This window comes from Prochlorococcus sp. MIT 1011 (assembly GCF_047305235.1).
Taxonomy (GTDB): domain Bacteria; phylum Cyanobacteriota; class Cyanobacteriia; order PCC-6307; family Cyanobiaceae; genus Prochlorococcus_B.
Window position 1 is genome coordinate 480,412 of sequence record NZ_CP138983.1, and the last position, 25,426, is coordinate 505,837.

25 protein-coding genes are annotated in these 25,426 nt (G+C 29.2%); 11 read left to right on the plus strand and 14 right to left on the minus strand.

The features are described 5' to 3' along the window. Nucleotides 1–52: 52 nt before the first annotated feature. Nucleotides 53–214: a hypothetical protein gene (locus tag SIB75_RS02595; protein ID WP_413683864.1), complete on the minus strand. Its 162-nt coding sequence runs from the start codon at nt 212–214 to the stop codon at nt 53–55. A gap of 394 nt (nt 215–608) precedes the next feature. Here SIB75_RS02595 and SIB75_RS02600 point away from each other — a divergent pair, with 394 nt between their 5' ends. Beyond that, nucleotides 609–1,709: a hypothetical protein gene (locus tag SIB75_RS02600; RefSeq protein WP_413683865.1), complete on the plus strand. Its 1,101-nt coding sequence runs from the start codon at nt 609–611 to the stop codon at nt 1,707–1,709. 84 nt (nt 1,710–1,793) lie between these two features. Here the strand turns inward: SIB75_RS02600 and SIB75_RS02605 are convergent, their stop codons facing one another. Beyond that, nucleotides 1,794–2,141, minus strand: a complete 348-nt coding sequence (locus SIB75_RS02605) for a DUF2304 family protein (RefSeq protein ID WP_413683866.1) — start codon at nt 2,139–2,141, stop codon at nt 1,794–1,796. 1 nt (nt 2,142) lies between these two features. After that, nucleotides 2,143–2,820 carry a glycosyltransferase family 2 protein gene (locus SIB75_RS02610; protein WP_413683867.1) on the minus strand — a complete coding sequence of 226 codons (678 nt, stop codon included), beginning with the start codon at nt 2,818–2,820 and terminating at the stop codon, nt 2,143–2,145. 688 nt (nt 2,821–3,508) lie between these two features. Here SIB75_RS02610 and SIB75_RS02615 point away from each other — a divergent pair. The 3 genes from SIB75_RS02615 to SIB75_RS02625 all read left to right on the plus strand — a co-directional run bounded on the left by SIB75_RS02615 (nt 3,509) and on the right by SIB75_RS02625 (nt 6,547). Then, nucleotides 3,509–4,150 carry a YdcF family protein gene (locus tag SIB75_RS02615; RefSeq protein ID WP_413683868.1) on the plus strand — a complete coding sequence of 214 codons (642 nt, stop codon included), beginning with the start codon at nt 3,509–3,511 and terminating at the stop codon, nt 4,148–4,150. Nucleotides 4,151–4,768: 618 nt separating this feature from the next. Then, entirely contained in the window at nt 4,769–5,788 is a 1,020-nt protein-coding gene (locus tag SIB75_RS02620) for a hypothetical protein (protein ID WP_413683869.1), read from the plus strand. Nucleotides 5,789–5,857: 69 nt separating this feature from the next. Next, complete coding sequence (locus tag SIB75_RS02625; RefSeq protein ID WP_413683870.1) at nt 5,858–6,547, plus strand: PIG-L deacetylase family protein; 690 nt, start codon at nt 5,858–5,860, stop codon at nt 6,545–6,547. Here the strand turns inward: SIB75_RS02625 and SIB75_RS02630 are convergent. Continuing rightward, nucleotides 6,536–7,534, minus strand: a complete 999-nt coding sequence (locus SIB75_RS02630; protein WP_413683871.1) for an MraY family glycosyltransferase — start codon at nt 7,532–7,534, stop codon at nt 6,536–6,538. The genes SIB75_RS02625 and SIB75_RS02630 overlap by 12 nt on opposite strands. Before the next feature lie 203 nt (nt 7,535–7,737). Between SIB75_RS02630 and SIB75_RS02635 the strand changes: the two genes are divergently transcribed. Continuing rightward, a complete protein-coding gene (locus SIB75_RS02635) occupies nt 7,738–7,884 on the plus strand; it encodes a hypothetical protein (protein WP_413683872.1) in 147 nt (48 codons plus the stop codon). 139 nt (nt 7,885–8,023) lie between these two features. On the opposite strand, the gene SIB75_RS02640 is transcribed toward SIB75_RS02635, so the two are convergent. Continuing rightward, a complete protein-coding gene (locus SIB75_RS02640) occupies nt 8,024–9,781 on the minus strand; it encodes an FAD-dependent oxidoreductase (protein WP_413683873.1) in 1,758 nt (585 codons plus the stop codon). Nucleotides 9,782–10,035: 254 nt separating this feature from the next. Here SIB75_RS02640 and SIB75_RS02645 point away from each other — a divergent pair, with 254 nt between their 5' ends. After that, complete coding sequence (locus SIB75_RS02645; protein ID WP_413683874.1) at nt 10,036–10,929, plus strand: hypothetical protein; 894 nt, start codon at nt 10,036–10,038, stop codon at nt 10,927–10,929. Nucleotides 10,930–10,958: 29 nt separating this feature from the next. Here the strand turns inward: SIB75_RS02645 and SIB75_RS02650 are convergent, their stop codons facing one another. The 3 genes from SIB75_RS02650 to rfbA form a co-directional block, all read right to left on the minus strand. Then, nucleotides 10,959–12,041: a GNVR domain-containing protein gene (locus SIB75_RS02650; RefSeq protein ID WP_413683876.1), complete on the minus strand. Its 1,083-nt coding sequence runs from the start codon at nt 12,039–12,041 to the stop codon at nt 10,959–10,961. Nucleotides 12,042–12,105: 64 nt separating this feature from the next. After that, on the minus strand, nt 12,106–12,666 hold the full coding sequence (locus SIB75_RS02655; protein ID WP_413683877.1) for a Wzz/FepE/Etk N-terminal domain-containing protein: 561 nt from the start codon (nt 12,664–12,666) through the stop codon (nt 12,106–12,108). A 214-nt stretch (nt 12,667–12,880) separates the two neighbouring features. Further along, nucleotides 12,881–13,753, minus strand: a complete 873-nt coding sequence (gene rfbA, locus SIB75_RS02660) for a glucose-1-phosphate thymidylyltransferase RfbA (protein ID WP_413683879.1) — start codon at nt 13,751–13,753, stop codon at nt 12,881–12,883. A 201-nt stretch (nt 13,754–13,954) separates the two neighbouring features. Between rfbA and rfbC the strand changes: the two genes are divergently transcribed. From rfbC to rfbB, 3 genes are read left to right on the plus strand one after another with little or no spacing between them, the layout of a single operon-like run. Then, a complete protein-coding gene (rfbC, locus tag SIB75_RS02665) occupies nt 13,955–14,542 on the plus strand; it encodes a dTDP-4-dehydrorhamnose 3,5-epimerase (RefSeq protein ID WP_413683881.1) in 588 nt (195 codons plus the stop codon). Continuing rightward, complete coding sequence (gene rfbD, locus SIB75_RS02670; RefSeq protein ID WP_413683882.1) at nt 14,542–15,459, plus strand: dTDP-4-dehydrorhamnose reductase; 918 nt, start codon at nt 14,542–14,544, stop codon at nt 15,457–15,459. Before rfbC ends, rfbD begins: the two co-directional genes overlap by 1 nt. 24 nt (nt 15,460–15,483) lie before the next feature. Beyond that, on the plus strand, nt 15,484–16,599 hold the full coding sequence (gene rfbB, locus SIB75_RS02675) for a dTDP-glucose 4,6-dehydratase (protein ID WP_413683883.1): 1,116 nt from the start codon (nt 15,484–15,486) through the stop codon (nt 16,597–16,599). Between the two features lie 58 nt (nt 16,600–16,657). On the opposite strand, the gene SIB75_RS02680 is transcribed toward rfbB, so the two are convergent. Genes SIB75_RS02680 through SIB75_RS02705 form a run of 6 tightly spaced genes read right to left on the minus strand, consistent with a single transcriptional unit; the run spans nt 16,658 to nt 22,857 of the window. Beyond that, nucleotides 16,658–18,553: a polysaccharide biosynthesis protein gene (locus SIB75_RS02680; protein WP_413683884.1), complete on the minus strand. Its 1,896-nt coding sequence runs from the start codon at nt 18,551–18,553 to the stop codon at nt 16,658–16,660. Between the two features lie 55 nt (nt 18,554–18,608). Further along, the gene (locus SIB75_RS02685) at nt 18,609–19,589 is read right to left on the minus strand and encodes an NAD-dependent epimerase/dehydratase family protein (RefSeq protein ID WP_413683887.1); all 981 of its coding nucleotides are present in this window, start codon (nt 19,587–19,589) and stop codon (nt 18,609–18,611) included. Next, entirely contained in the window at nt 19,590–20,513 is a 924-nt protein-coding gene (locus SIB75_RS02690; RefSeq protein WP_413683888.1) for a glycosyltransferase, read from the minus strand. Nucleotides 20,514–20,515: 2 nt separating this feature from the next. Next, nucleotides 20,516–20,932 (minus strand): hypothetical protein, encoded by a 417-nt coding sequence (locus tag SIB75_RS02695; protein WP_413683890.1) that lies wholly within the window; start codon nt 20,930–20,932, stop codon nt 20,516–20,518. A gap of 57 nt (nt 20,933–20,989) precedes the next feature. Continuing rightward, the gene (locus SIB75_RS02700) at nt 20,990–22,135 is read right to left on the minus strand and encodes an EpsG family protein (protein ID WP_413683891.1); all 1,146 of its coding nucleotides are present in this window, start codon (nt 22,133–22,135) and stop codon (nt 20,990–20,992) included. Continuing rightward, nucleotides 22,132–22,857 (minus strand): methyltransferase domain-containing protein, encoded by a 726-nt coding sequence (locus SIB75_RS02705; protein WP_413683893.1) that lies wholly within the window; start codon nt 22,855–22,857, stop codon nt 22,132–22,134. Before SIB75_RS02705 ends, SIB75_RS02700 begins: the two co-directional genes overlap by 4 nt. Before the next feature lie 321 nt (nt 22,858–23,178). On the opposite strand from SIB75_RS02705, the gene SIB75_RS02710 reads away from it, so the two are divergent. Continuing rightward, complete coding sequence (locus tag SIB75_RS02710; protein WP_413683895.1) at nt 23,179–24,327, plus strand: glycosyltransferase family 4 protein; 1,149 nt, start codon at nt 23,179–23,181, stop codon at nt 24,325–24,327. Beyond that, nucleotides 24,320–25,408: a glycosyltransferase gene (locus SIB75_RS02715; RefSeq protein ID WP_413683897.1), complete on the plus strand. Its 1,089-nt coding sequence runs from the start codon at nt 24,320–24,322 to the stop codon at nt 25,406–25,408. Before SIB75_RS02710 ends, SIB75_RS02715 begins: the two co-directional genes overlap by 8 nt. Nucleotides 25,409–25,426 lie beyond the last annotated feature (18 nt).

The window sequence follows — 25,426 nt, forward strand, 5'->3', positions numbered from 1 at the left end:
GGGAATGAAACCTCTAATATGTCATTCTTCTGATAGGTATTACTTTTTTTTACTAAATCTTTTTCTCTTCTTTTAATGCAGATGAGTTAGAAGGAGCAAAGCTAAGGTTAGTTATAAAAGCAGGCCTTCTTCCATCAGCCATGCGTCTTAATATTTTTATCTTTCCAGACTGTTCCTCAATTATCCAACCTGATCCATAATCACGTTTTACCATGCTACGAACGTCTTTAATCCAATAGTGCTAGAATTAAGTTATGCAGAATATAGTGCACAACTACACTAAATTGCACTAATTTGCAATAGCAAGTTAAGCATGAATTTCTTGAAAGCCCAGTATCACTACAGTTTTTCAATTAATTGTAAGGGTTTTGAAACATTCCCTGGCTTGCATGGCATGCAGGGGGTCAGCGGTTCGAGTCCGCTTGGCTCCATCAGTTTATTATTTTTAAAGAGGTAGGAAGTTGTTCCTTTTAAATAAATTTTATAGTTTTTTAAAATATTCTTATTTAATACCTTATGTTTTTTTAGCAATATTTATATCAAATCAATACGATTACCAAATATTTAATTTGACTTCGGATTTAGATTTTTACCATTCATACGCATTTTTGCTCTTTCAAAAAATAGGAATAGAACCTTCAGAGTTATCTTTAAATATATGTAGAGAATGGTGTGAGCTACCCTTGGAGGAGTGGAAACGGATTCCCTCGCCTATTTACTCAACTCTTTTTTTTCTTCCGATAACACTGCTTGGAAGCAAATTTATATTTAGTTTGCAGGGAATATTCATAGGCTGTACAAATTTTGTCCTTATGAATAAGCTTGCTCAAAAATATTTATTTTCAGCTGAAGATAAATATAGTTTGTTGATATGGTCTTTCTTATTAGTAATTAATCCAACTATAGTTTTAAACACTATTGGTTCTTCACCAATGTCAGTTTTTTTAATGTTTGTTCTAATTGGACTTACATTTCAATCTCTACCAATTAGATATTTTTTCTTTGGCTTAGCAATTGTGATTCGTATTTCATCAATATGTTTTTTAGTACCCTATATTTTGGTTCTAATCATATTGAAGCCAGATAAATTTATCAAGAATATCTTTTTTTCAATAGGTATATTTGTGATTTATTTACTCTCGTATAAATACTTTTTTTCTACCTCCCCAATTTCTTTCCCAAGTTCGTTATTTGTCGCAGAGGGAACCTATTATTCTGATTGGACGGAATATGTTAAAGGCTTTCTTTCTAAATCATTTGGAGTAGATTCTTTATACCAAAAAGAGAAAATGGTTCCTTTATTTGATCTTTTCCATTCACTTTTTGCTTTCAAATTTGAAGGAATAAACATATTGATTCAAAACTATATGATCAAATTGAGTATTCTAATAGGCTTTCAATATGATGGTTTAACAATGGGAGGTGACTTTGGCTTTTACGGACCTGCTCGTATTTTGAAGACAATTTTATTAGGTTCATTAACATTACCTGGATTCTACAATATTCTCTCAACTTTAATTAGACCCAAAGATAGTGTGAAGTCATCAGTTAAACTGATTTTTTTATTATCTTTAATAACTCTATTATTATCCTCTACTTTGATTACCAGTTCTCGATACTCTATACCTATTATCCCCATTCTGATTTATTCTGGAATGGATTTCTGGTGTTTTAACAAACTTTCCTGCTATAGATCTTATAGCACTTAATTCGAATGGTTTTAATTAATAATTTGAAAATTTTGTTTAATATCTGATTTAATAAAAATATAGAAATAGTTATTAAATCTGTTTTTATTTTTTATTCTTTAAGGGTGATGAGTTCAAAGCCAAACTTTGGATAATATGTGAAATTCGATTTTCACTTTCTGATAATTTTTTGAATAGGATTAAATTAATTGCCAGTGATGTAATTATATATAGATAAATTACCGCATCAGCTCCTCTCCCTACTCCCAGAAAGGTTGCTAATCCAATCGCAAATGTTTGAGGAGAAATTATTGTTAAAAACATAATTATTGAAATAATTAAAATCAATATTTTTTGAATCGCTCTTGTGGTATTTGTTTTTTCAAAAACATAAGTCAAGCTAAAAATTAAAAAGATTATTAGAAAAAATATAATTTTTGAGTAAAAATTCATTTTAATTGAAAAAAATTACTTTAATTATGATATTAATAGCATTCCATATTGATTGAGATTTTATATTGGAATAATTAATGCTTACTGGAAATTCTACGACCATAAGTCTTTTATCACTAAGCTTTTTTGAGATTTCTGTAGCATGATTCATATCATAATTTTTTATAGGCAATAAATAATTTTCAACAACTTCTCTCTTGATGACTCTTAAGCCATTATGTGCATCTGTAAATTTAATTGAGTAAAAAATTCTCTCATATATAGAAGCTAACCTAAGAATGATTCTTTTTGCTTTTGGAATCATTTTAATCGTCTCTTTTTTCATGAAACGAGTTCCAATAACTGCTGAATAATTATTTTCTTTTATATGATTCATCATTTTTAAGGCATCATTTTTATTATGTTGACCATCGGCATCGAAGGTTATTAGATACTTGAATTTTGAATTTCTTATAAAGTATTTAAATCCTGTCTCTAAAGCCATACCTTGCCCGCAATTTATAGAGTGATTAATGATATCTATATTTAATGATGATATTATTTTTAAAGTATTATCAACGCTGCCATCATTGACAACCAAAATATTTTCAAAAGTATCTTTTAAATCTTCAATTGTATTTTTTATAGATTCTCCCTCATTGTAAGCTGGAATCAAAACTAAAACTTCCTTTGAAATCATGTTGTCGGAATTAAAGTTTCTAAGAAAGATTTTTATATGTTGCAGAAATGAAAAATTTAACTTGGGTTGATATCACAAGAAAATCAATCAAATCAAAACTTGGCTTTAGCTGGTCTATTCGAGGCATAGAACAAAAATTTAATCTTTTTAACCATATAAAAACCCCTAGAAATAATTATAGTTTATGACTGGTTATTTATTCTTAACTAAAATAGCGTCAGGGCCAAGGTTGGTATGTCCATAGTGGTCAAAGAAAGAGATATTTAAAATCACTTAACCAAAAGAAAAAGTAGGTGTTTTGTTAGGTATTGTTAATTTTGTTATCCCTGCGATCAGCCCTGCGACCAGCTTAGCTAAAACAGTTGCAAACACTAGTTATAGCTTAATTGAGTACCTACATGGCATGCAGGGGGTCAGCGGTTCGAGTCCGATTGGCTGCATTTCAAAAGGTATTTGCATAACTTGTTTTACAGCTTAATTCTCAAAGGTCTTCAACTTCGTCACAAATAAATTTTGTGAAGTATTAGTGCATTTTGCTTTGATGTTGTTATTTTAAAACCATTGATTACTATTCTTTATAATTTATTTTCTAAGTAAACTGTTGCCGTTATTAATACTTCCGCTGGGAGTTAGCTTGTTTCTTCTGATTTTAAATCTCAAGAAATCAACGAAGAAAAATATTTTCAGAGTGATTATATTTCTTTGGATATTTAGTATTGGTTTCGTAGCAGACTTGCTATGGAAAATAGTTGAATATCCATGGAAAAGAATAGACGATAGTGATGCGCCAACGGCCGATGCAATTGTTGTATTAAGCAGTGGAGGTATATCTAAGCCCCCTGGAAAAGCTAATGTTTTTGAATGGGGAGACCCTGATAGATATTTTGCAGGAATAAGCCTATATCAAAAGAAAAAAGCGCCAAGATTATTCTTTACGGGCGGGACGATTCCCTATAATAATGATGTAATAGATGAAGGAACTTTATACAAAGAACATGCAATTAGCTTTGGAATTCCATTAGATGCCATATTTGTTACTAAAAAAGTAATTAATACTGCACAAGAAGCTATAGAAATAAGAAGAAACTTTAATCAAATAAACTCTTCATCAAAAATTCTTCTTGTGACTAGTGCAGTTCATATGAAACGAGCCAAAAAATTATTTGAGCGTCAGAACTTTGTGGTTTATCCTTTCCCCGTGGATTTTAAAACTTCTAAGATCTCACCATGGCAAAGCCCTTACCAATGGATACCTAATTCTTCCAGCCTTAATATGAGTTCGAAGGCTTTAAGAGAACTAATAGGAAGAATTATTTATAGATCTTGGTAAAAGCTTTAAATAAAATAATTGACAAGAATGAACACCATCTTCATGGCATGCAGAGGTTCAAAGGTTCGAATCTGCTTGGCTCCATACAGACTAATAGCTCTTAAAAGCGTTCAAGGTAAACACATTTATTGTACTTCTATTAGTTTTAATCATCTAAAGATAATTAGGCGAAGATTATCCTTTATAGCATTAAGGAAGTTATCCTTTTTGATCTAAAGATATAAGATTTTTTAACTTGTAAAGCAAAAGCAAAAGCAAATGGTGTAATACTTTTCAGATGTTTTATTTTAATTGATTTAAATATTTCTTTAGCTACTAAAAAATTATGACTTTTGCTTTTATTTAGTAAGCTATATATTTTAAGATTGAATTTTAAATGAATTTTTTCACAGCTCTTTTTAGATTATCTGTGTAATAACAATTTATTTTTTGAGATGACTAATATTTTTTCATGGCAATTAACCTCATAATGTAAATTATGATTTTCATCAATTTCTACAAAATAAAAAGCTGGAACATTTAAAACTTTATGGAAATATTAAATGAATTCAATCTTGTCTTCATCACTTTTATAAATAAAATTATTCAGTGCTAGAATGATATGGAGACGTTTATCTTATGCTTCCTTTGGATAATAAAATTGACCACACTATAGATGAATTCGAAATTAAAGGTAAGCAATTTTATTTCAAGGAGATGTGTAATTGGAATTTAAATAGGTCCAATTACATAAAAGCATGGCAATCAGCATTCCAAAGGCAAGACATGGAAGAAAGTCTTGATTGGATGTTAGGAACTAAATTAAATAAAACATATATTATAGAGGATTCAGACGGAATAATTGTTTCAGCATATAGTATGTTGAAAAATAATTGTTTAATTAATAAAAATAAAATTGATATAGGGTTGTGTAATAATGTATTCTGCAATAAAAAATATTTTAGGTATAAGCTTTTTGATCGTATAAGTCATCTTTCTTTAAATAATTCATCAGATTATTTTAGTTTTGCATATGGATTCCCTAATAGATTAGCTATTCGGGGACATCAGCGAGTAGGCTGGAGCTTACCTGATCCAATTAAATTATATTCATATCAAATTAGCAAAATTCATTCTAGATATAATTCAAAGGCATCTTCAGAAATAAGAGAATTGAATTCATTTGATTCTAATGAAGCTAAATTCTTTTGTGAAAAAATAGCTCAAGTTTCTAGAGAAAAAGCTGAAGAATCAAATAATTACAGAATATCAAAAACATCTAGTTATTATAATTGGAGATTTTTCCAGCGAAATATACTTAAAGATAGAGATTATTATATTTGCTACAATGATAGTGCAATTTCTTTCTTCTCTGTTTATAAAACTGATCCTCAACTAAATATTTTAGACATTCAATGGAAAAACAATTCAGCTTTTATTTCTATGATTTTTGAATTAATTAATTTTATTAAAACTAAATCCTTGCCTGGTTTTAGATTTATTAGTAGAGAATTATTTAAATTATTAGAACTTGAATTACCTAATCTTGATATTAATGTTATAGAGCAAATTCCTTTAATAATTAATGAGTTTAATGATTCAAAAGCATTTAATCCGCAATCAATCAATCTTTCATTCTCTGATTATGATGTGTATTAAATCCTTAATTATTTATATCGATCATTACAATATCTATAATACGTTCACATTATTGGAAATTTATAAGTAGTGACTAATTTGAAAATGCTCGTTATTGCTCCTCATCCAGATGACGAGGTACTTGGAGCGGGTGGCATAATGACAAGATTTACTCGTGCTGGGGGTGAATTGACAGTCTTAACAATTGCTGCTCATATGCCACCTTTGTTTCCAAAATCTATTCATGATCAAACAATATCTGAATCTAAGAAAGCGCATTCTTTAATAGGTGTTAAAGAGTCTATATTTTTAAATAAACCTGCTGTGGGATTGGATAAAGAGGATACAGCTACTTTAAATAATGACATATTAGATATTTTGGGTGTTTGTAATCCTGATATTGTTTTGATGCCATATTTTGATAGGCACATAGACCATAGAGTTATTTTTGATGCTTGCATGGTCGCCACTAGGCCAGTTGGAATAGGCGAAAAATTAAAAATAGTCGCTGCTTACGAAACATTGTCAGAGACTCACTGGAATGCGCCTCATATTGAACCAAACTTCACGCCGAATTGGGTGGTTGATATTACTGATCAGATTGAGGTTAAATTATCAGCCTTTTCTTTATACGAATCTCAGGTTCATCCTTATCCTGCTCCTAGATCAATTGAAGCCCTTAGAGCATTATCCTTGTTTCGAGGATCGCAAGCTGGATTCGGTTATGGTGAAGGTTTTCATATTGTAAGAATGACTTTGGCTCCTGAGTCATTCTTGTGATTGCTCTGATATTGCTTTAGCAAATGGTATGGCTATGTATTTATCTAAATAAAATCCAAATGCTAATTCAGATAATGCAATAAAGTATAAGGTATATGAATTCCCAATAAGGTAAGCTAATGATAAACAAAATGTTCCAACTATATATATTGAAGAAACTTTTGCATGGCTCCATCCAGCCTGATTAAGTCTTTGATATAAATGTAATTTATGGGGTTCTCTGAAGATCGGCTCACCATGAAGATATCGCCTAGGAATACATAAAAATGCATCAGCTAATAACGGAGTAGCAATTAAAACTAATTCAAAACAATTATTCCAACTATTTGAATGTAGAATTGTCCCGCAAAATATTGCTCCAAGAAAAGTACTACCGACATCCCCCATGAATATTTTTGCGGGATTCCAGTTCCAAATTAAAAAACCTATTAAAGCACCAACTAAAATATATGATGATAATGATGTTTTAATTCCAGCAGAAAATAGAATAATAATCATACAACCAGCAACTAATCCATCCATTCCATCCATGAAATTGATAAAATTGATTATTCCTGTAATTGATATTAATAGGAATATTAATAAGGATATTGATATGATAAAGTTTAAACTAATAATAGTCTTTGGGAGCGGGCTGATTATCAATAATGTTAATGATGTTATTAGCTGGAAATAGAATCTTATTGGTTTAGGAATATGATAATAGTCATCTATTAAACCTAAAAAAGCTAAAGGTAAGCAACAAAGAAAAATAATAAGAAAGGAGTTTATATTAACATTGGTTTTATTGATTAGTAAGACTATTAATGTGGAACTTATAAATGCTATTCCGCCACTTCTTAAAGTTTTATTTTGAATAGTTAATTTGTTAAAGCGCTTTTCATCATTTAATTTTGGTTTGTTTAAGCCATGTTTTTTCATTAAAGGTTGCATTAAATACAATTGAAGCCAAGAGCAAAGAATTGCCGTTAAAAGATTAATAAACATCCTTAATTTGAGTTCGTTTTATGAAATATAAAATAAAAGAATTGTTGTCTTAATATTTTACCGAAAAACTTGAAAGGTAAAGGATAATAAATTGTCCTGTAATGTTTTAATTTAATTTTTGATTCAACCATCTTTATCGACTGCTTTAGCTCTCTCTTCATTTATTGCCTTCATTGACTTCTAATCCTGCAAGGTAAGTATTAATGGTGGAAGTTTTACTTCTCAAGATGCAAAAAGGAATCATCAATAATCAATCCAGTGGCGTTGCTTCCTGCGCAAGACAAATAATTTCACTAGCTGGATTAGCAGCTAACTCTCAATACAAACTAATACCTAGGAGGGATTTTTAATTTAAAATGTTTTCACTAGTAACTTTTTCAATAATTCTTGTATAAAGGAAAGAAATTAGTATCTGTCTACTCTTAGGATTTATTGTTACCGAAATTTATGCAAATTAGGCCCGAAAAAGGTGATAACTTTTTAGACAGGTTATTCAAGTAATTTGTTTTTGCAATTCACCTCTCTACGTGCACCATTTACAAAGTTGCGTAGAGGTTTAGTTAACTTTTTTAATGGTGATTTAGAAACTTTCAGTTCTTGAGAAGTTAGATCCATTTGTATTAAACAATTAAACTCACAAGAAGGATCTGTCTTCTGGAAATCGCTTCTTTGATGAGCGCCTCGGCTTTCGTTCCTTTCAAGTGCTGAAAGGATTGTAGCCTTGGCACTTATCAATGAAGATTGCAAATCGAAAATCAGAGCCAGGTCTTCGCAACTATGTTCATCTATTCTTATATCTATATCTTTTAATTTTGTTTGGATAATTCTAATTTTCTCAAGACCGTTATTAAGTAAATCTTTGCTTTTTATAACTCCACAATTTTTCCACATTATTTGGCGCAACTCATACTGTAAAGGTCTTACTAATTCGCTCCCTTTTTTTATAAATTTGTTTATATTTTCGTGTGCTAAGTCTATAACTTTGGTTGCCCTTTCTTGTTGATTTAATTTTCTTGAATAATCTACACTGGCTATGCCTGCTCGTTTCCCAAAGATAAGTATTTCAGCCAGTGAATTTCCACCTAAGCGATTTGCACCATGAAGGCCTCCTGCAACTTCTCCTGCTGCAAATAATCCTTCCACTGAAGTAGATAAATTTTTTGGGTTAACTAAAATCCCCCCCATAGAATAGTGAGCAGTTGGAGCTACTTCCATTGGTGATTTTGAAATATCAAGCATTTGTGCTTCAAGAAATTGTCTATAGATACTTGGTAATTTTTCTATAATAAATTCTTTACTTTTGTGAGTAATATCTAAGAAGACACCTCCTTTTTTTGTCCCTCTGCCTTCTATAATTTCTTTATAGTTAGCTACGGCAACTCTATCTCTAGTAGAGAGTTCCATTCTCTCACTATCATAATTAGTCATAAATCTTTCCCCCTTATTGTTAAATAGCTTTCCTCCTTCTCCTCTCACAGCTTCTGTAACTAAAGTGCCTTCAATCTCTTCCGGAAATACCATGCCAGAAGGATGAAATTGTACCATTTCCATATCTACTAACTTACAACCTGCATTAAGTGCTAAATAATACCCATCTCCTGTATTTTCATTTTTTCTTGATGAACTTTTTTTCCATACCCTTGTGTGTCCACCTGTACAAATAATCACTGAATCAGCTAAATGTATTGTTCTTTCAGCTGAAGAAGTATTAAATGACATTGCTCCAAAGCAAATATTTTTTTTTATCAAAAGTTCAGTCACATACTCCGAGTCATAAATAGGTATCTTTAAATCAGCAGCCTTTTTAAGTAGTGTTTTTAGTATTGAGAAACCTGTGAAATCACCTGAGTAGCATGTTCTGCGATATTTATGAGCACCAAAATATCTTTGGTCAAAGTTGCCATTTTCTAGTTTCGCGAAGTTGGCTCCCCATTTATCTATTTCTCTAACCAAAGAAGGTGCCTCTTTTGCCATTATCTCAATTTTTGAAGGATCTCCAATTCCATATCCTTCCAAATATGTATCAACAAAATGTTGTTGCCATGAGTCTTCAGTATCTAAATTTCCAAAAGCTGCATTAATTCCACCGGCAGCTAAGACTGTGTGGGAGTCTGTTCTAGGTCTTTTGCCAAGTATGCAAACATCAAGGCCAGCTTTTTTGACTTCTATGGCTGATCTTAAACCTGCACCACCACAACCTATTACTAGAACATTTGATATTTGAGTTAAATGTGTATTAAAAGTCAATTGAGTTTTGTTTTACTATAGTGCTGAAGAGTTAGGAAAGCACAAAGGTAATTGGAAAAAAATGTTTGTAGGGTTAAGATAAGCAAAAACATCAACTTTAAATGGTTAGTCTTTACCTTCCTTTCATGCAGGGGATGAGAGCTTAGAGTAAACTTATTTGCTTCTTCATCCTTAAAATTATTTTTATTAGAAAGATTTGGTATTATGTCTCAAAGTTCATACATCTATTATACTCATGATAAAGATGAGATTCAATGATTAACAGGTATCTTAGTTATTTAGATAGAATATTAGATTTCATTTCGAAATGGACTTGTAGCCCTTATTTAACTGGATATTTTAAGGATATTTGTTCTTATTTTTTTCACAAGCCTGAAGCTCTACAACATCTAAAGAAGATGAATTTTCGTATAGATTTAGATGCTAAACTATTAAAAAAACAAGGTTATGTAAATACTTATTCTGAAGACTTGTATAAAGAATTTCTCCCTTATATAAAAAAGATTGAGGATCATAAATTTGAAAGTCTAGGAAGAAGTAAACCTTATTTTTATAATTTTCTCAATGATAAATTAGGTAGTGAGTATTATCAGAAATTCTTAAATATAGGAAGTAACAGTTTACTTAGAGATGATTTAGAGTCTGTTTTTGGTAAACTTTGTTTTATCGGAGGTGGGATATATAGATCACCAGGAAATTCAGTTAATGATAATTTTCCAAAAGGAAGCCAGCTATGGCATATTGATAGGTACTCATTAAAAACTATTAAAGTCTTTATTAATTTATCTGAAATCACTGAGGAAATGGGGCCTACAAGAGTTATTGCTTCTAATCATTCAATCAAGCTTCTAAAGAACTCTTTTTTAAGAAGAGTTTTCCGTAGAAATAATCTTGCTAAAGGTGTGAAAGGACTTTACATGGATAAAAAAAAGTTTGCATATTATGCTAAAGAAAAAAATGGTTCTAATATTGGAGTTCCAGGAACAACACTTATAGCAAATACTGGTTTATGTATTCATCAGGGTAGTAATAATCGTTCCAGTAAGGATCGATTTATATTGCTATTTCACTATTGTGCTTGGGATAGATTTATTGAAAATCAACAGCCAGATTTGTTATTAGGAATTAATACTAGATTTCTGAAATGAAATTTACATATTTTAGGGTTAAATTGTTTTTAAGTTGAAATAATCAAGGTTCCTAATATATGTTTGTTTAGTAAATTAAGTTTACGCATGCTTTCAATAGTTTTACTCTTTTTTGTTACTCCAAAACCAATGACAAAAATTATATTAGATGATGATGCGGCTTTTATAATATCTGTTGTGACTATTAATTCAATATCATTAAGATACTTATTTAATTTATAATGTATATCCTCTAAAATGTTTTTATCGAAATCCCCTAAAATTAATATTGAAGTGACTCCCCTTCTTTCTGCTAAAGGCCCTTTAGCAATTATAGATAAATTCTCTTCCCATGATTTATCATCATCTAAAGATAAGTAATTCAATACAGGAGAACTTGTCAGTTTAGTTATATCTGAGAACGAATGAACATGATCTTCTATCTTATCTTTAACTAATCCAGCTAAACTTCCTCCAATAAAGCCCGCGAAAATACCATATATGATCATCTTCTTTTTATGGGGAGCTACAGGAGAGGGGATTAATGTTGGTTTCGTAATTACATCCCAGTTTTTTGAATCACGAGCTTTATTTACTTGCAAAACTCGATATTGATTATCCAAATTATAATAAATATCCTGATTCTTTATAGCGTCTCTTATAAGCTGATTGTATTTTATTAGAATTGGCTTTGGTCTGTTAAAAGATTTTAATCTTATTATATTAATATCTTTTTCTAAATATAAGTAATTCAATGCTGTCTCTCTTATATATTTATAAAGTCCTGATATTTTTTTCTTTTCATCCTTAATTATTTTATCGGTTTCTCTGTAGACATTTTTTAGAGAACTTATATTACTATTCATTTCACTAAGCTCATCTGCTTTTTCTATTAAATGTTTATTATCTAAATTTTTAACTAGATAAATAATATCATTTGTTTCATTTGCATTTTTTGCCTCTTTTGGTATTGATTGAATACTTTCTATAGAGTCATCGAGAAATACAAGTTTATTTTTAATCTTTACAAGTCTATTTTCAATATAAATATCACTACCAGCCTTTTGGGAAATTGCCGGTAAATCATTATCAATATTAATATCACTACCAGCTTTTAAGGAAATTGCCGGCAAATCATTATCAATTATAAATTCTTGTAATTTATCGTTTGAAATAATACTTTTGTCTTTATATATTTTAATTTGTTTTTTTTAGAAATTTTGAACTATCTTTAATTGAAAGTTCTTGTTTTTCTGTTGAATATTCCTGATATGCTTTTGAGATCTTTTCTAGGACAGGGATTATCAAGCTCTTCTCATTGTCTTTGTAGTTAACATTAAGAATTGAAGTTTTATCTTTCAACTTTATTTCTAAATTTGATTCTTTCCAGGAACTAAATCTTAACTTATTATTATTTTTCTCTTTTTTAACAAATTTAAAAATGTTCATCAATAGATATGGGCTTTCAAGAATTCCAACTTCTGTTTCTAATTTATTTGCTACAATACTTCTTCCAGCTAGTTGTAATAAACTTGGGTTAACAGCTAGGTTTTCAGGCATAGACTTGCTCTGACCAATCACAATTTGAAATCCTCCTTGCCAAGTTTTTTTTGTAGTAAAGGCTATTAAGCTTGTTAAGAATATTCCAGAGATAATAAAGGCTAAAACCAATTTTTTATTCCTATATATACTGCTTACTATTTCATTTAAATCAATATCATCATCTGTTGTTGAATTAATTATTTCTTGATTATCCATATTTGATTGGGATTTCGACTACTGCTTGCTTTATAATATCAATTAATTCATATTATTGCTACTAAGGCTTATGTTTTTTTATAAGCAGGAATTTTTCTGCATATATGCAGATCTCTGGAAAATATAATTTCTTATTATATTTTTATTTGAGCCTTTTTAACTTATTTTTTCTTGATTATAGATTAATCCTTATTAGGATTAATCTATTTTTTATTTATTCTTTAATTAATTTTAACAAATAGGATCCATATCCACTTTTTATAGAATTACTTGCTATTTCCTTTAACTTTTCGTTGTTAATCCAGCCTTTTCTCCAAGCGATCTCCTCGGGGCATCCAATTTTTAAACCCTGTCTCTGTTCAAGTGCCCTTATATACCCAGATGCTTCATAAAGAGCATCAAATGTTCCTGTATCAAGCCATGTGATTCCCCTTCCTAATTGTTTCACTTTTAATCCTTTTTCATCTAAATAAATTCTATTTATATCTGTAATCTCAAGTTCACCACGTTCTGAAGGTTTAATAGTTTTAACTTTATTAACTACCGTGTTATCGTAGAAATAAATTCCCGTTATAGCATATGAAGATTTAGGGTTTTTGGGCTTTTCAATTATATTATTTGCTATGCCATCTTCATTAAATTCAATAACTCCATATCTTTCAGGGTCCTTTACTGCATATGCAAATATGCTTGCACCTTTAAACTCTTTATCCGCTTCTGAAAGTAAGGAAACAAGGGAATCGCCATGAAATAGATTGTCTCCAAGAATTAATACTGAAGGAGAATTATCTAGAAAACTTTCTGCAAGTAAAAATGCTTGAGCTATTCCTTCTGGTTTAGGTTGTATTTTGTATGAAATATTTATACCAAAATTTTCCCCATCTCCTAGTAGCTTTTTAAAGGAATTCTCGTCATTAGGTTTTGAAATAATCAAGATATCTTTTATCCCTCCTAACATTAGTGTTGATAGTGGATAATAGATCATAGGTTTATCGTAAATTGGAAGTAATTGCTTGCTAGTAGATAAAGTAAGAGGGTGTAAGCGAGTACCGTTTCCACCTGCAAGAATTATTCCTTTCCTTTTCATTTTAAAGCTGCAGAGTATTTAATTATTTTATACCTAAAGATAACATTTATTTTTTATTCCTTGCTTATTCTTTACCGGTTGAATTTCAATCATATTTTATGTATATTGAAAATCTAAATCGACAAAATTATTTAAAGAATAACTAACTATGATTTTTTATTGTTTAGTAAACTTGGTTTCTGATTAGGCTATAATATAATAATGAAGATTGTTAATTTAAAAACTTTAGAAGGGCAAGAGGTTGAAGGTTTAAGATTGATTCAACCAGAAATCTTTAATGATCACAGAGGGTTTTTTTATGAAAGCTGGAATCAGGTAAAATTTAATGAAAATGTTGGAGAATCTATCAGTTTTCATCAAGATAATATTTCTTTCTCAAAAAAAGATACAATTAGGGGCCTTCATTATCAATTAAATCCAAAACCACAGGGAAAATTAATAAGTTGTAGTTTTGGATCTGTTTTTGACGTTGCTGTAGACTTAAGGTCACAATCCTTGACATTTGGATCGTGGATAGGAGTTGAACTTAGTTTTGAAAATAATCATCAACTTTGGATCCCACCAGGATTCGCTCATGGGTTTTTAGTTGTTAGTGAATTTGCACAAGTGCAGTATAAAGTTAATGGATTTTGGGATAAGTCATCTGAAAGATCAATTTATTGGAATGATCCTGAACTGTCAATTGAATGGCCTATTAAAAATATTGCTTCATTTAAACCAATAATAAGTACTAAAGACTTTTCTTCACCAATGTTTAATCAAGTAAAAATTAAAGGAGATATTTTCTAATGAGAATTCTTTTAACAGGTTCATCAGGGCAGCTTGGTAAGGCTATTATTTCTAGAAAACCTAATAATGTAGATTTGATAGAAATTAATCGTGAAAAATTAGATTTAGAGAATGAACAACAATGTGAAGAAATAATATTAAGATATCGCCCAGATTTGCTTATAAATTGTGCTGCATATACAGATGTTGATAAAGCAGAGAAAGAACCTAAATTGGCTAAGTCTATTAATTCGGTTGCACCAAAAATATTGTCAGAATCATTATTAAAAATAGGTGGTAAGTTGATTCAAATCAGTACTGATTATGTTTTTAATGGTCAAACTAATATCGCATATGATGAGAATAGTTTAAGAAATCCTGTTAATATTTATGGCTCTACTAAAGTTGGAGCTGAGGAGGCAATTCAAAAGATCTTTAATGACTCCGGTGATGCAACTATTATTAGAACTAGTTGGTTGATTGGATCTTATGGTAATAATTTTGTAGATACAATGCTTGAGCTTAATGAAATAAAAGATGAAATTCGTGTTGTTTCTGATCAGATCGGATCTCCCACTAGTATCTTTTCTTTATCGAACGTTTGTTGGAAAATAGTAGATAAGTTTTTGATTAATAATTCGGGTGCAAAGCTACCATCAATCTTGCATTGGAGTGATGCAGGTATAGCTAGTTGGTATGATCTTGCTATATCAATAGCAGACATTGCTTTAGAATTAGGACTAATTAAAAAAAAAGCAAGGATTTTGCCTATCTATACAAATGAATATCCACGTGCAGCTAAGCGACCTCCCTACTCTTTGCTTGATTCGTCAAAGGCCAGAAAATTACTTAATATCTCATCTACACATTGGAGACATATGTTGGTGGAAATTCTTCAAAAAATCAAGAGCTCAAGAAATTCTACAAAATTAAAATAAATAAATAAATAAATAAATAAATAAATGATGCATTTAGAAACCAAGCAAAATATAAAGAATGAGAAAGTATTTAAAAGAATACTTGTAACTGGTGGAGCAGGTTTTATTGGGTCTTTTGTAATTAATAGACTTTTGAATGAGACTGATACTAAAGTTTTTAATATCGATAAATTAACATACTCAAGTGATCTTACAAGAATACAAAACCATTCAATTCCTAAAGATAGGTATACGCATATTAATTTAGACTTAAATGATGATTTAAAATTAAAATCAGTTGTTTGTAAAGCTGATCCAGACCTTGTTATTAATCTTGCAGCAGAAACTCATGTTGATAGATCATTAGACAATCCAAAGATTTTCATGCAAAGTAATATTTTGGGTACCTTTAATTTGTTAGAAGCTGTTAAAATACACTGGATTAATCTTTCCCCGGAAAGAAGAGATTGTTTTAAATTTATCCATATTAGTACGGACGAGGTTTTCGGATCATTAGGAGATGAAAATAAATTTAATGAGGATACTAAATATGATCCAAGAAGCCCTTATTCTGCTAGTAAAGCTGCAAGTGATCATCTTGTAAAGGCCTGGTGCTATTCGTATGGCTTGCCTATAATTATTACTAATTGTAGTAATAATTATGGTCCATATCAGTTCCCTGAAAAGTTGATACCTCTTACTATATTAAAAGCTTTTTCAAACGAATCTATACCTCTGTATGGTGATGGAAAGAATATAAGAGATTGGTTGCATGTTGAAGATCATGTTAGTGGTATTTTACTTGTAGCAAATAAAGGAATAATTGGGCGGAGTTATTGTATAGGTGGTCATGGTGAAAGAAGTAATGATGAAGTTGTAATGGCAATCTGTTCAATAATTGATGATATAAAGCCAGAAGATAGACTTCACTCAAGGTTGATAAAATTAGTTTCTGATCGTCCTGGACATGATAAAAGATATTCTATAGATTCTTCTATGATTTCTAATGAACTCGGGTGGAAGCCTAAGTATTCTTTTGCGGAAGGCTTGAAGGAAACTGTATATTGGTATATCAATAATCTTGATTGGTGTAAAATGATATTAAAAAAGTCTGGTTATAATTCGCAAAGATTAGGAAATTTTAATTATCTTTCTAATTAAATTATTTTTAAGTTGCTTGATTAGTAAAAGTATATAAATTAAAATTTGTTTTTTATAGTTAAAAATTGTGTTTCCATTCTGGTACTATTTTGGAAATTGAATTAAATAAATCTTCTTTATTTCTTTTGTGAGCAGCATCTAAAAGTTCTTCTAAATTTCTCCATAATACTTCAGAAGCTAATGAGACTTCGTTTGCTTTATAAATAAGAGGATGTTTTGTCTCGATTGCATTTGAGTCAATTAGCAATTCTTCTCTTAACTTTTCACCTGGTCTTAAACCAATAAAATTAAAAACAATATCTCCAGAGGGATTATCATCCGTTTTGATGGTTAATCCACTAAGTTTGATCATTTGTTTCGCTAGGTCAATTATTTTAACCGGTTCCCCCATGTCTAATAGAAATACTTCTCCACCCTCTGCTATTGCAGAAGATTGAAGTACTAAGTCAGATGCTTCTTTTATAGTCATAAAATATCTATATATCTCTGGATGAGTTAAAGTTATAGGACCTCCATATAAAATTTGTTTTTTAAATAAAGGAACTACAGAACCAGAAGAGCCTAATACATTTCCAAAACGAACCATACTAAAACATATCTTTGATTGATTTTTTTCTCTTTGGATTGAATTTTGTTTATTAGCATAATCTTGAAATATTAATTCTGAGATCCGTTTTGATGCGCCCATTACATTTGTTGGTCTTACTGCTTTATCTGATGATATAAGCATTACTTTACTAACATTTGATTGCCCTGCTGCGGAACAAATTGATTTTGTAGAAATAATATTATTAAGTATTCCTTGAAATGGATTTTCCTCAACTAAAGGTACATGTTTATAAGCAGCAGCATGGAAAATCAAATTAACTTTATGTTCATTTAACGTGGATTTAACTAATTTCTCATCGCATACATTTCCTAAAACTGAATGTATACATAATTCTTTTTTGGCAATCTCTTTGAGTTCCGTAGAAATAGAATATAAGCTTGGTTCACTATTATCAAATACAATTAGTTTTAATGGATTAAGCTTTATAATTTGTTTGCACAATTCTGAACCAATAGATCCACCTCCACCAGTAACTAATACGACTGAATTTTTAATACTCATTAAAAGTAGTTCTGTTTTTGGAAGAATACTTTCACGACCCAACAAATCATTTATTTCTATAGGTAATAAATTATTAATACTAAAACCAAATCCGTTTTTCCTCATAAATTGAGGAACTTGCATAACTGAAATACCTTTATTTAATATTTCTCCTATTGATTCTTTGGTTTCTTGATTTAATAAATCATTAGAAGGAATTAAAACTATGTCTATATACTTTTTGAATTCATCAAGAGAAAATATTGAGTGAATATCAATTCCATTTATACTCCTACCATTTAACAAAGGATCATTATCAAGAAACATAACAACTTTAAAAGATTTATTTAACTTTAATGATGCTTCAACTTGAGCACCATTTTCATTGGCACCATATATTGCAACCCGAGTTTTAATTTGATTGTTATTATTTATTCCTATTATTAAATCTCTAATAATAAAACGAGTTGAACCTAAAATTCCAGTTGAAATTATCCAAAATAGAAAATATACTCTATTTGGGATTTGAGGTGATGCTATTGCTAAGTTTATTATCAAAATTGAAATTGATAGTATTGCATTACTAAGGGCAATTTTATATATGGATTTACTTCCTACATGTCTTGTTAAACCTTTATAATGTCCGTTTAGAAGAAATAATGGAATTCCAATAAAGATAGCAGGTATTGAAATTAAAAGATATTCTTTATAAATAGGATATAAATCATTTTTAGTTAAAAATAAAAGAGTTATATAAGTGCTTATAGGTAGAAGCAAAACATCTAATAATAATAAAATTAATCTTCTCGTTCTAGGATTTAATCTAACTATTTTATTTAAATATCTTTTAATGTATAAATTCATTTTTAAAATTCTATTTTCAAAATCTCTTTTCTTTCTCATTATATCATTTTAATGTTTAATTTAAATTATTTGATTTATTTCTAAAGGTTTTATGATTTAATTTTTTGGATGGGTAGCATATTAACATTTCTTCATGCTGAGTTAACGGCTGTCGCCACCCTAGTGTTTCTTTGAAAAGTGACGAGTCTATTATATGATTATCAATTAGGCTACTTATTGTTCTTTTAAAGAATCCAATATTCCTTAATAGATTGAATATTTCTTTAGGAATAGAATAAATTCTTGATTGACTTCTTATTGAGGATTCCATGTTTTTTATGAGCTGAAAAGTGGATATTGTTTCGTTATCTGAAATAACAAATGTGCTTATATTTTGTAATTCTTTAATTAGAGTTACTTCTATCGCTGAACAAAGATTGTTAATACCAATTAAGCTTCGATAATTATTGATTTCTCCCAATGGTATCGGCAAACCTGTTTTGACTAAGTTATAAAGCTTTCTAAGGTTACCTTTAGCCTTAGCTCCATATATCAGAGGAGGACGAATGATTACTAATGATGATTTTATAGTGGATTTAAAAAACTCTACCAGGGAACATTCGGCAAAGTATTTACTTCTCGAATAAAGATTTAGTGGTGTAATAGGTGTTAATTCATTAATTGGTTCTCGTGGTAATCCATGGACACCAATACTACTCAAATAAATAAATCTTGATACTCGAAATTTTATACAATATTTAGCTATATACAACGGTAATTCAGCATTTACTTTGAAAATATTGTTCTCATTGGCGATGGAATAGAATTTATTCTTGTGAGCTATTGCTGCTAAATGAATGCAGGAGTTTGGATTGAATTCAGATATATATTTATCTAATTGACCTTTTAGGAATGATTCAATAGAATACTTGCTTGATTTTGATGAAGAAAGGCAAAAGACTTTGTGGCCTCTTTGGGTAAGATAATCTTTTAGGTGAATTCCTACGAAACCATTTGCTCCCGTTAGTATAACCCTCATATGACTTTCTTTGATCATTTACTTTTTACCTGATAATAGTATTGATAAGGATAAGGTGAAACTATCTAGTAAGTTTCTTCTCATATTAAAAGCATAATATGCTAGATATAATTTATCAATAAAATTAAATCTAGTATATAATTTTATTATTTCTAATTCATTTTTGTTAACCAGGTCTGCTATTGCAAGCACCTGTCCTCTGTACCATTTGCCAGTTAATAACTTCAGTCTTAAAACAATTCCATTTATGCCTATTTTGGCCCCAAAAACATTAGAGCTGTGTTGTCTATAATATAAGGCAGGATTACTATCTATAAACCAATAACCATTTTGAGATGATACAAAAGCATATATTGACCAATCATGAAAGTCTATGTTTGATAATATATTTATGTTTTTTCTAAAATGTTCTTGTAATAGCAGGAAAGTAGATTTTGGCAATACATAAGTGCATCCTGGCCCGGCTGATTCGAAAAGATAATTAAATTTATTTTGTTTGCCATCTTTCTTTATATATATTTTTTTCTTATTTGACCAAAAAGCTATTACTGAAGCAGAATAACCGGAATATTTGTTTACCTTAATACAATTAATAGCTCTTTTTAAATGATCATTAAACCAAATATCATCTTGATCAGAGAATGCTACCCATTTTATATCATTTGGGATATTGCTATCAATTATTAATCTATAGAAGTTGTTAGCAGAAGACTTTTTTTTAAAGTATTTATTATGATTCACACTGAACTGAATATCAAATTTATTCTTTTGGCGAAAGTTTTCTATTATGTTAATGGTATTATCTGTTGATAAATCATCGCTTATGTATAATATAGAACTTACATCATCTTGATTGTATATACTATAAATTTGTTCTTCTATATATTTATCTCCATTATATGTAGCCATTAATATTGCTACTTTTTCTTTGTTAATTTGCATTTCTATGAAAAATTAAAGTTAATTGCATACTTTGTATCAATCAAATACCCAAATACTAAGCAAGAAATTGTTGTTAACACAAGAGAATTTATTCCAAAAGTTAAATATGAAACTGATAGTATTAATGTCCATAATAAATATATTATAGATACAAGTTTATTGCTCAATCCAGCTTGATGAAGTCTTTGATAGAGATGTGACCGATGGGGCCAGACAATATTTTGCATATAGAAAGCTCTTCTTCCTAAACAAATAAAAGTATCTGCTAAAAATGGTGTAGAAATTAATATTAATGAGAATACATTTTCTATGTTATCTGCTGTAGTTAAAATAATTATAAACATATATGCTAAAAATATACTCCCATAGTCTCGCATGAAAACTTTAGTTGTTGCCCAGTTTAGAGGAAGAAAGGTCATCAAAAAAATTGTTTAGGCTATTAAAATGGTTATAAATATTTAATTAGATCCATCTCTTTATAAACTGAATCCATTAAATCGTTTCATGTAAAATATATTATAGTATAGCATTGCAAAAGCTATAAGAATCATAAGTATTTTTGTTTTTGAGTATGTATAATTTGAACTATGAATAAGTCGATTTTTATATGGGTAAGTATTTATCCATAGATAAGAAATTAAAGGTATAAGTAATGTGTTAAAAGTAGATGCTAATCTGAAAGCGTATAATGCTGTATCTGAGAATAATATCATTATAATAGGTACGGTTGAGTAAAGATATGTAAGATTCTCTATATATAAAGGCATCTTTTCTTTTTTGGAAAAAAGTAGTATAATAAATACAAATGTTAATGAAATAGATGCTAGAAATTGTGTAGATGAAAGATCCAATGTACGACCATAAATTTCATCACTGATGTAATATATGTATTTCATGTCAATACCTGATGATTTAAAGATATTCATTAATAGTATACTTATACTCTCTCTGAAGTATGATGATAAATATATAATAACTGATATAATAACTGCTAATCCCAAAGTTAAAATTAATTTTTTAACTTTCCTAAGAATCGTTAATGTGTATATTCCAATTCTTTTTATTAATGGAATTGAAAACATTAGGATTGAAAATGCTATAGTTTGGAGATGAACCAAGGCTGCTGCGATAGAAATTGGAATACTAATTAGGTTTCTATTTTTAAAAAATAAAACTGCAGATAGAGCACATAACGAATTAGCAACACCTCCTCTTATTCCAGAAAATGCATATGAAATAAAGAAATGACAGAGATAAAATAAAATTGAGAAATTAGTTGCTTTCCAATCTTTAGAAATTATATATGAGCTTTTATAAAGACAAATAAAAATTATAGTATAAGAAATTAAATATAAGAAAAACAAAGGTGAAGTTGTATATGAATTAACAAAATTACCTAATAGTGCGTATAAAGGTTCGTTGAAGAGCGAATAATCAGTCAGCTTGGGATAATTTGTTTTTAATAAATCTAAATATCTTTGGTATTCATCAAGATTAGTTCGAGATGAAAGGATTATTATTAAAGTTGATATAATACTAATGCTTAGTAGTTTTGCCTGTAATTTCTTCGAGAATGAAATAACTAAAAGCAATAATATTGAAAATATATATATTATATTCATTTATTTTTAATTTCTACTTTATACATAAAAAAACCTTCAAAGAATAGATATTTAAAGATAGATATAACATCAGTACATCCAGCTGTTTTAAATAAATCTATGTTCCCCTGTTTAGAAAAAGGTTCAGGAACTCTTTTCAAGATTCTTGACTTTGCTGCTATTTCAACATGATTATAATCTTGCTCTAATTTATACTCTGTATAAAGTGAAGTATTTATATCTTGAAATCTTGCATCAGAGGCTCTTGTTTTTTCAAAGCAGAAAAAATCACCTGCCCAATTAGGCAATTTGTAAATTTTATCTAATAATACTTGCCTTAGACTTGTTCTAATAAATTGAACCAAGTAATAAGCTATAAAAAGAATTGATTTTTCGTAGTCCAAAGATACAACATCGGCATTTATAAAAGACACATTGCTTTGATCGTATTTAGAATTTGCTAGTTCAATCATCTCGGCTAACGAGTCGATCCCAAAAAATAACGATTTATTAGTACCCTGTCTTTTTGCAATTTTATGAGATAAGAGACCAGTTGAACTTCCTAATTCATAGCATCTTGAATCTGGATGTAAAAAGAAATCACGTAGTTGCCTAATAAGTTTACGTCCCTCTAGATAAAAAGGAACTGATTTAGATACATGATCTTTGAAATTCTTAGCGACATCTTCACCAAAAGACCAAGAAGTATTTTCTGCTTTTATAGCATCACCTATTGAGGTCACTATTTGAGCTCCAAATCATATATGTTAAGACTCTAAACCAAAAATCAGATTGATCAATATTGCTATTAAGCTCACCAAGTCTTTCTTTTCAAAGGTTTAATATTAATTTATTATAATGGGAATAAAAAAATGAAACTTTTGATTTTGGATATTCAAGGGATAAAATATCTTCGTCTCTAGTTCCTGAATAGCTATCCCATCTTTTCTGATAGTGTAATTTATCTTTTGTATTTGTTTCCATGTTAGAAGTATTCTATTGCGATAGCCCCTGATTCCATTATAAGTAATAGTTGATACATTATGGAATGTTTACTTTAGCTAATGAACATAATTTATATATCACCTTCTTTTTTGCCTTCTGATAGCGCTAACTCAATACATGTTTTAAATCAAGTTCAAGCAATCGCTAAAAAAGGACATAAGGTTACACTTTTTGCTGCTCGAAATATTTTTCGAAAAAAGATTTTCGAGAATGCTTTATATGAAAAGTACTTTCCTCTTTCAAATAATATTAAACTATCTACAATCTTTTCCATTTCCAACAGATCCATTGAGTTTTTTATCGCTCTTGATTCAATTATTAAACTAATATTTTCAAGAAGTAAATATATAATTTCAAGGAATCTATATGCCTCATTATTTTTATCTTTAAGTCCTTCCAAGAATCATATATATGAAATGCATGAAATCCTATATGGTGTGAGAGGTCAAATCCAAAAATTCATAATAAATAATAAGAATGTTAAATTATTATGCATCTCAAAATCTTTAGCTAATGACGTTAGAAACATATTTTGTTTAAATAATCGTCAAATCAATATATTGCATGATGCGGCACCAAGCTTTATTGAACCTGTACCAGCTTTTAAGAAAAGAAAAGTATTGTTTAAATATATTGGAGATAAATCATATAGTTCAAATTTTATTTGTGTTTATAGTGGCGCAATTCAAAAAGGAAGAGGTATAGAAATTATAAATGAATTGGCAATGCTTAACAAAAATGTTCTCTTTTTAGTTGTAGGTGGTTCAGCCGAAGATTTGAGATTATTTTATTTAGATAATATTGCTAAATCTAATTTGATTTTTCTTGGTCGAAGAAACTATCGTGAATCACTTTTGATTGCATCATGTGCTGATATTTTGTTGATGCCTTATCAAAATAAAGTATTAATTAATAATTTATTGAGGGATACTTCTCGTTGGATGTCTCCACTTAAGATGTTTGAATATATGGCAATGAAGAATCCTATAATTTCATCTGATGTTTCAGTCTTAAAAGAAATTTTAATTGATAGGAAGAATGCTTTATTAGTTCCCCCTGATAATATTAATTCGTGGTCTAATGCTTTAAACCTTTTAATTAAAAATAACTACCTTAGAGAAGAATTATCAATAAATGCCAGAAATTCTTTTCTTAATAACTATTCTTGGGATAAAAGAGGTGAAAACTTACTTTCTCTTTATGACTAAAAAATATACTGTTTTTATAATTATACCTTCATTTAGTAATTTGAGCCCTATCGCTGGAGCTGCTGCTTTCGCTAATAAACTTTGCGATGAACATGATGTTTCTATTATTGCTTTGAAAAAAGGAAATAAAGCTGAATTTCTTTTTGATAAAAGATGTAAATTAATTGATATTTCTAATATAAACCCTTTTCAAAAATATTTATACCTTAGAAACCTATTTTCCAGGAACTCTTGTAATACTTTTTCTTTTGCCCTTTCAATTTGTTTTTCTGCTGATTTTTATACTTCTTTTTTTCGATCAAAAATATTTACAATTACTTCAGTTCGTGGAGATCTACCGGTAGTTTATAAAATTGAGTTTGGTTATTTAGGACCTCTAATCTCATTTTTGCATATTAATTTTTTAAGAAGATTTCATGTTCGTTTAGGATTAACGAAAGTAATGGTTAAGAAGATTTCTTCTCTTACAAATAGGCCTTGTTTTTTATTACCCAATTTTATAGATGAAAAGAGAATTGAAACATATTTTTCTAATGAAGCCCAAAACGGAGAGACACAATTTATATTTATAGGTAGTATTACTACCTTGAAATCTCCAATTACTCTTGTAAAGGCTTTTGTTGAATTAGAAAATAAAGGTTATAGATATAAACTTGATATTGTTGGAGAAGGTCCTTTATTTAATACTATAGTTAAGTATAAAGATTTTTTAAAAGACTCTACTAGGATCGTTACTCATGGCTTTTTAATTAATCCATTCCCAATCTTATCCAAATCTAATATTTTGGTATTACCTTCTTTGACTGAGGGGATTTCAAGATCAATGCTAGAAGCACTTTATTTAGGTGTATTTTGCATAATTAGAGATAATGATTCTTCTGCTAAGGAATATATTCAGGAAGGTGTTAATGGTTTTACTTTTCGAAAAGACTCAGAATTACCTCAGCTAATGATAGAAGCATCTAAAATTACAAAAAAAATTAATTATAAAAAAAATCTTTTACCAAATACATTCAGGCAAGAAAATGTAATTAACAGTTTACTTGAAATTACTGATAAATATTTATCTAAGGATAATTAAATATAAAGAAATATTTAA

Excerpts from the sequence above, each read along its gene's own strand:
- SIB75_RS02595 (WP_413683864.1), bottom strand. The coding sequence starts at position 214 with ATGGTAAAACGTGATTATGGATCAGGTTGGATAATTGAGGAACAGTCT.
- SIB75_RS02605 (WP_413683866.1), bottom strand. The coding sequence starts at position 2,141 with ATGAATTTTTACTCAAAAATTATATTTTTTCTAATAATCTTTTTAATT.
- SIB75_RS02610 (WP_413683867.1), bottom strand. The coding sequence starts at position 2,820 with ATGATTTCAAAGGAAGTTTTAGTTTTGATTCCAGCTTACAATGAGGGA.
- SIB75_RS02620 (WP_413683869.1), top strand. The coding sequence starts at position 4,769 with ATGCTTCCTTTGGATAATAAAATTGACCACACTATAGATGAATTCGAA.
- SIB75_RS02630 (WP_413683871.1), bottom strand. The coding sequence starts at position 7,534 with ATGTTTATTAATCTTTTAACGGCAATTCTTTGCTCTTGGCTTCAATTG.
- SIB75_RS02635 (WP_413683872.1), top strand. The coding sequence starts at position 7,738 with ATGGTGGAAGTTTTACTTCTCAAGATGCAAAAAGGAATCATCAATAAT.
- SIB75_RS02645 (WP_413683874.1), top strand. The coding sequence starts at position 10,036 with ATGATTAACAGGTATCTTAGTTATTTAGATAGAATATTAGATTTCATT.
- SIB75_RS02655 (WP_413683877.1), bottom strand. The coding sequence starts at position 12,666 with ATGGATAATCAAGAAATAATTAATTCAACAACAGATGATGATATTGAT.
- rfbA (WP_413683879.1), bottom strand. The coding sequence starts at position 13,753 with ATGAAAAGGAAAGGAATAATTCTTGCAGGTGGAAACGGTACTCGCTTA.
- rfbC (WP_413683881.1), top strand. The coding sequence starts at position 13,955 with ATGAAGATTGTTAATTTAAAAACTTTAGAAGGGCAAGAGGTTGAAGGT.
- rfbD (WP_413683882.1), top strand. The coding sequence starts at position 14,542 with ATGAGAATTCTTTTAACAGGTTCATCAGGGCAGCTTGGTAAGGCTATT.
- rfbB (WP_413683883.1), top strand. The coding sequence starts at position 15,484 with ATGATGCATTTAGAAACCAAGCAAAATATAAAGAATGAGAAAGTATTT.
- SIB75_RS02680 (WP_413683884.1), bottom strand. The coding sequence starts at position 18,553 with ATGAATTTATACATTAAAAGATATTTAAATAAAATAGTTAGATTAAAT.
- SIB75_RS02685 (WP_413683887.1), bottom strand. The coding sequence starts at position 19,589 with ATGATCAAAGAAAGTCATATGAGGGTTATACTAACGGGAGCAAATGGT.
- SIB75_RS02690 (WP_413683888.1), bottom strand. The coding sequence starts at position 20,513 with ATGCAAATTAACAAAGAAAAAGTAGCAATATTAATGGCTACATATAAT.
- SIB75_RS02695 (WP_413683890.1), bottom strand. The coding sequence starts at position 20,932 with ATGACCTTTCTTCCTCTAAACTGGGCAACAACTAAAGTTTTCATGCGA.
- SIB75_RS02700 (WP_413683891.1), bottom strand. The coding sequence starts at position 22,135 with ATGAATATAATATATATATTTTCAATATTATTGCTTTTAGTTATTTCA.
- SIB75_RS02710 (WP_413683895.1), top strand. The coding sequence starts at position 23,179 with ATGAACATAATTTATATATCACCTTCTTTTTTGCCTTCTGATAGCGCT.
- SIB75_RS02715 (WP_413683897.1), top strand. The coding sequence starts at position 24,320 with ATGACTAAAAAATATACTGTTTTTATAATTATACCTTCATTTAGTAAT.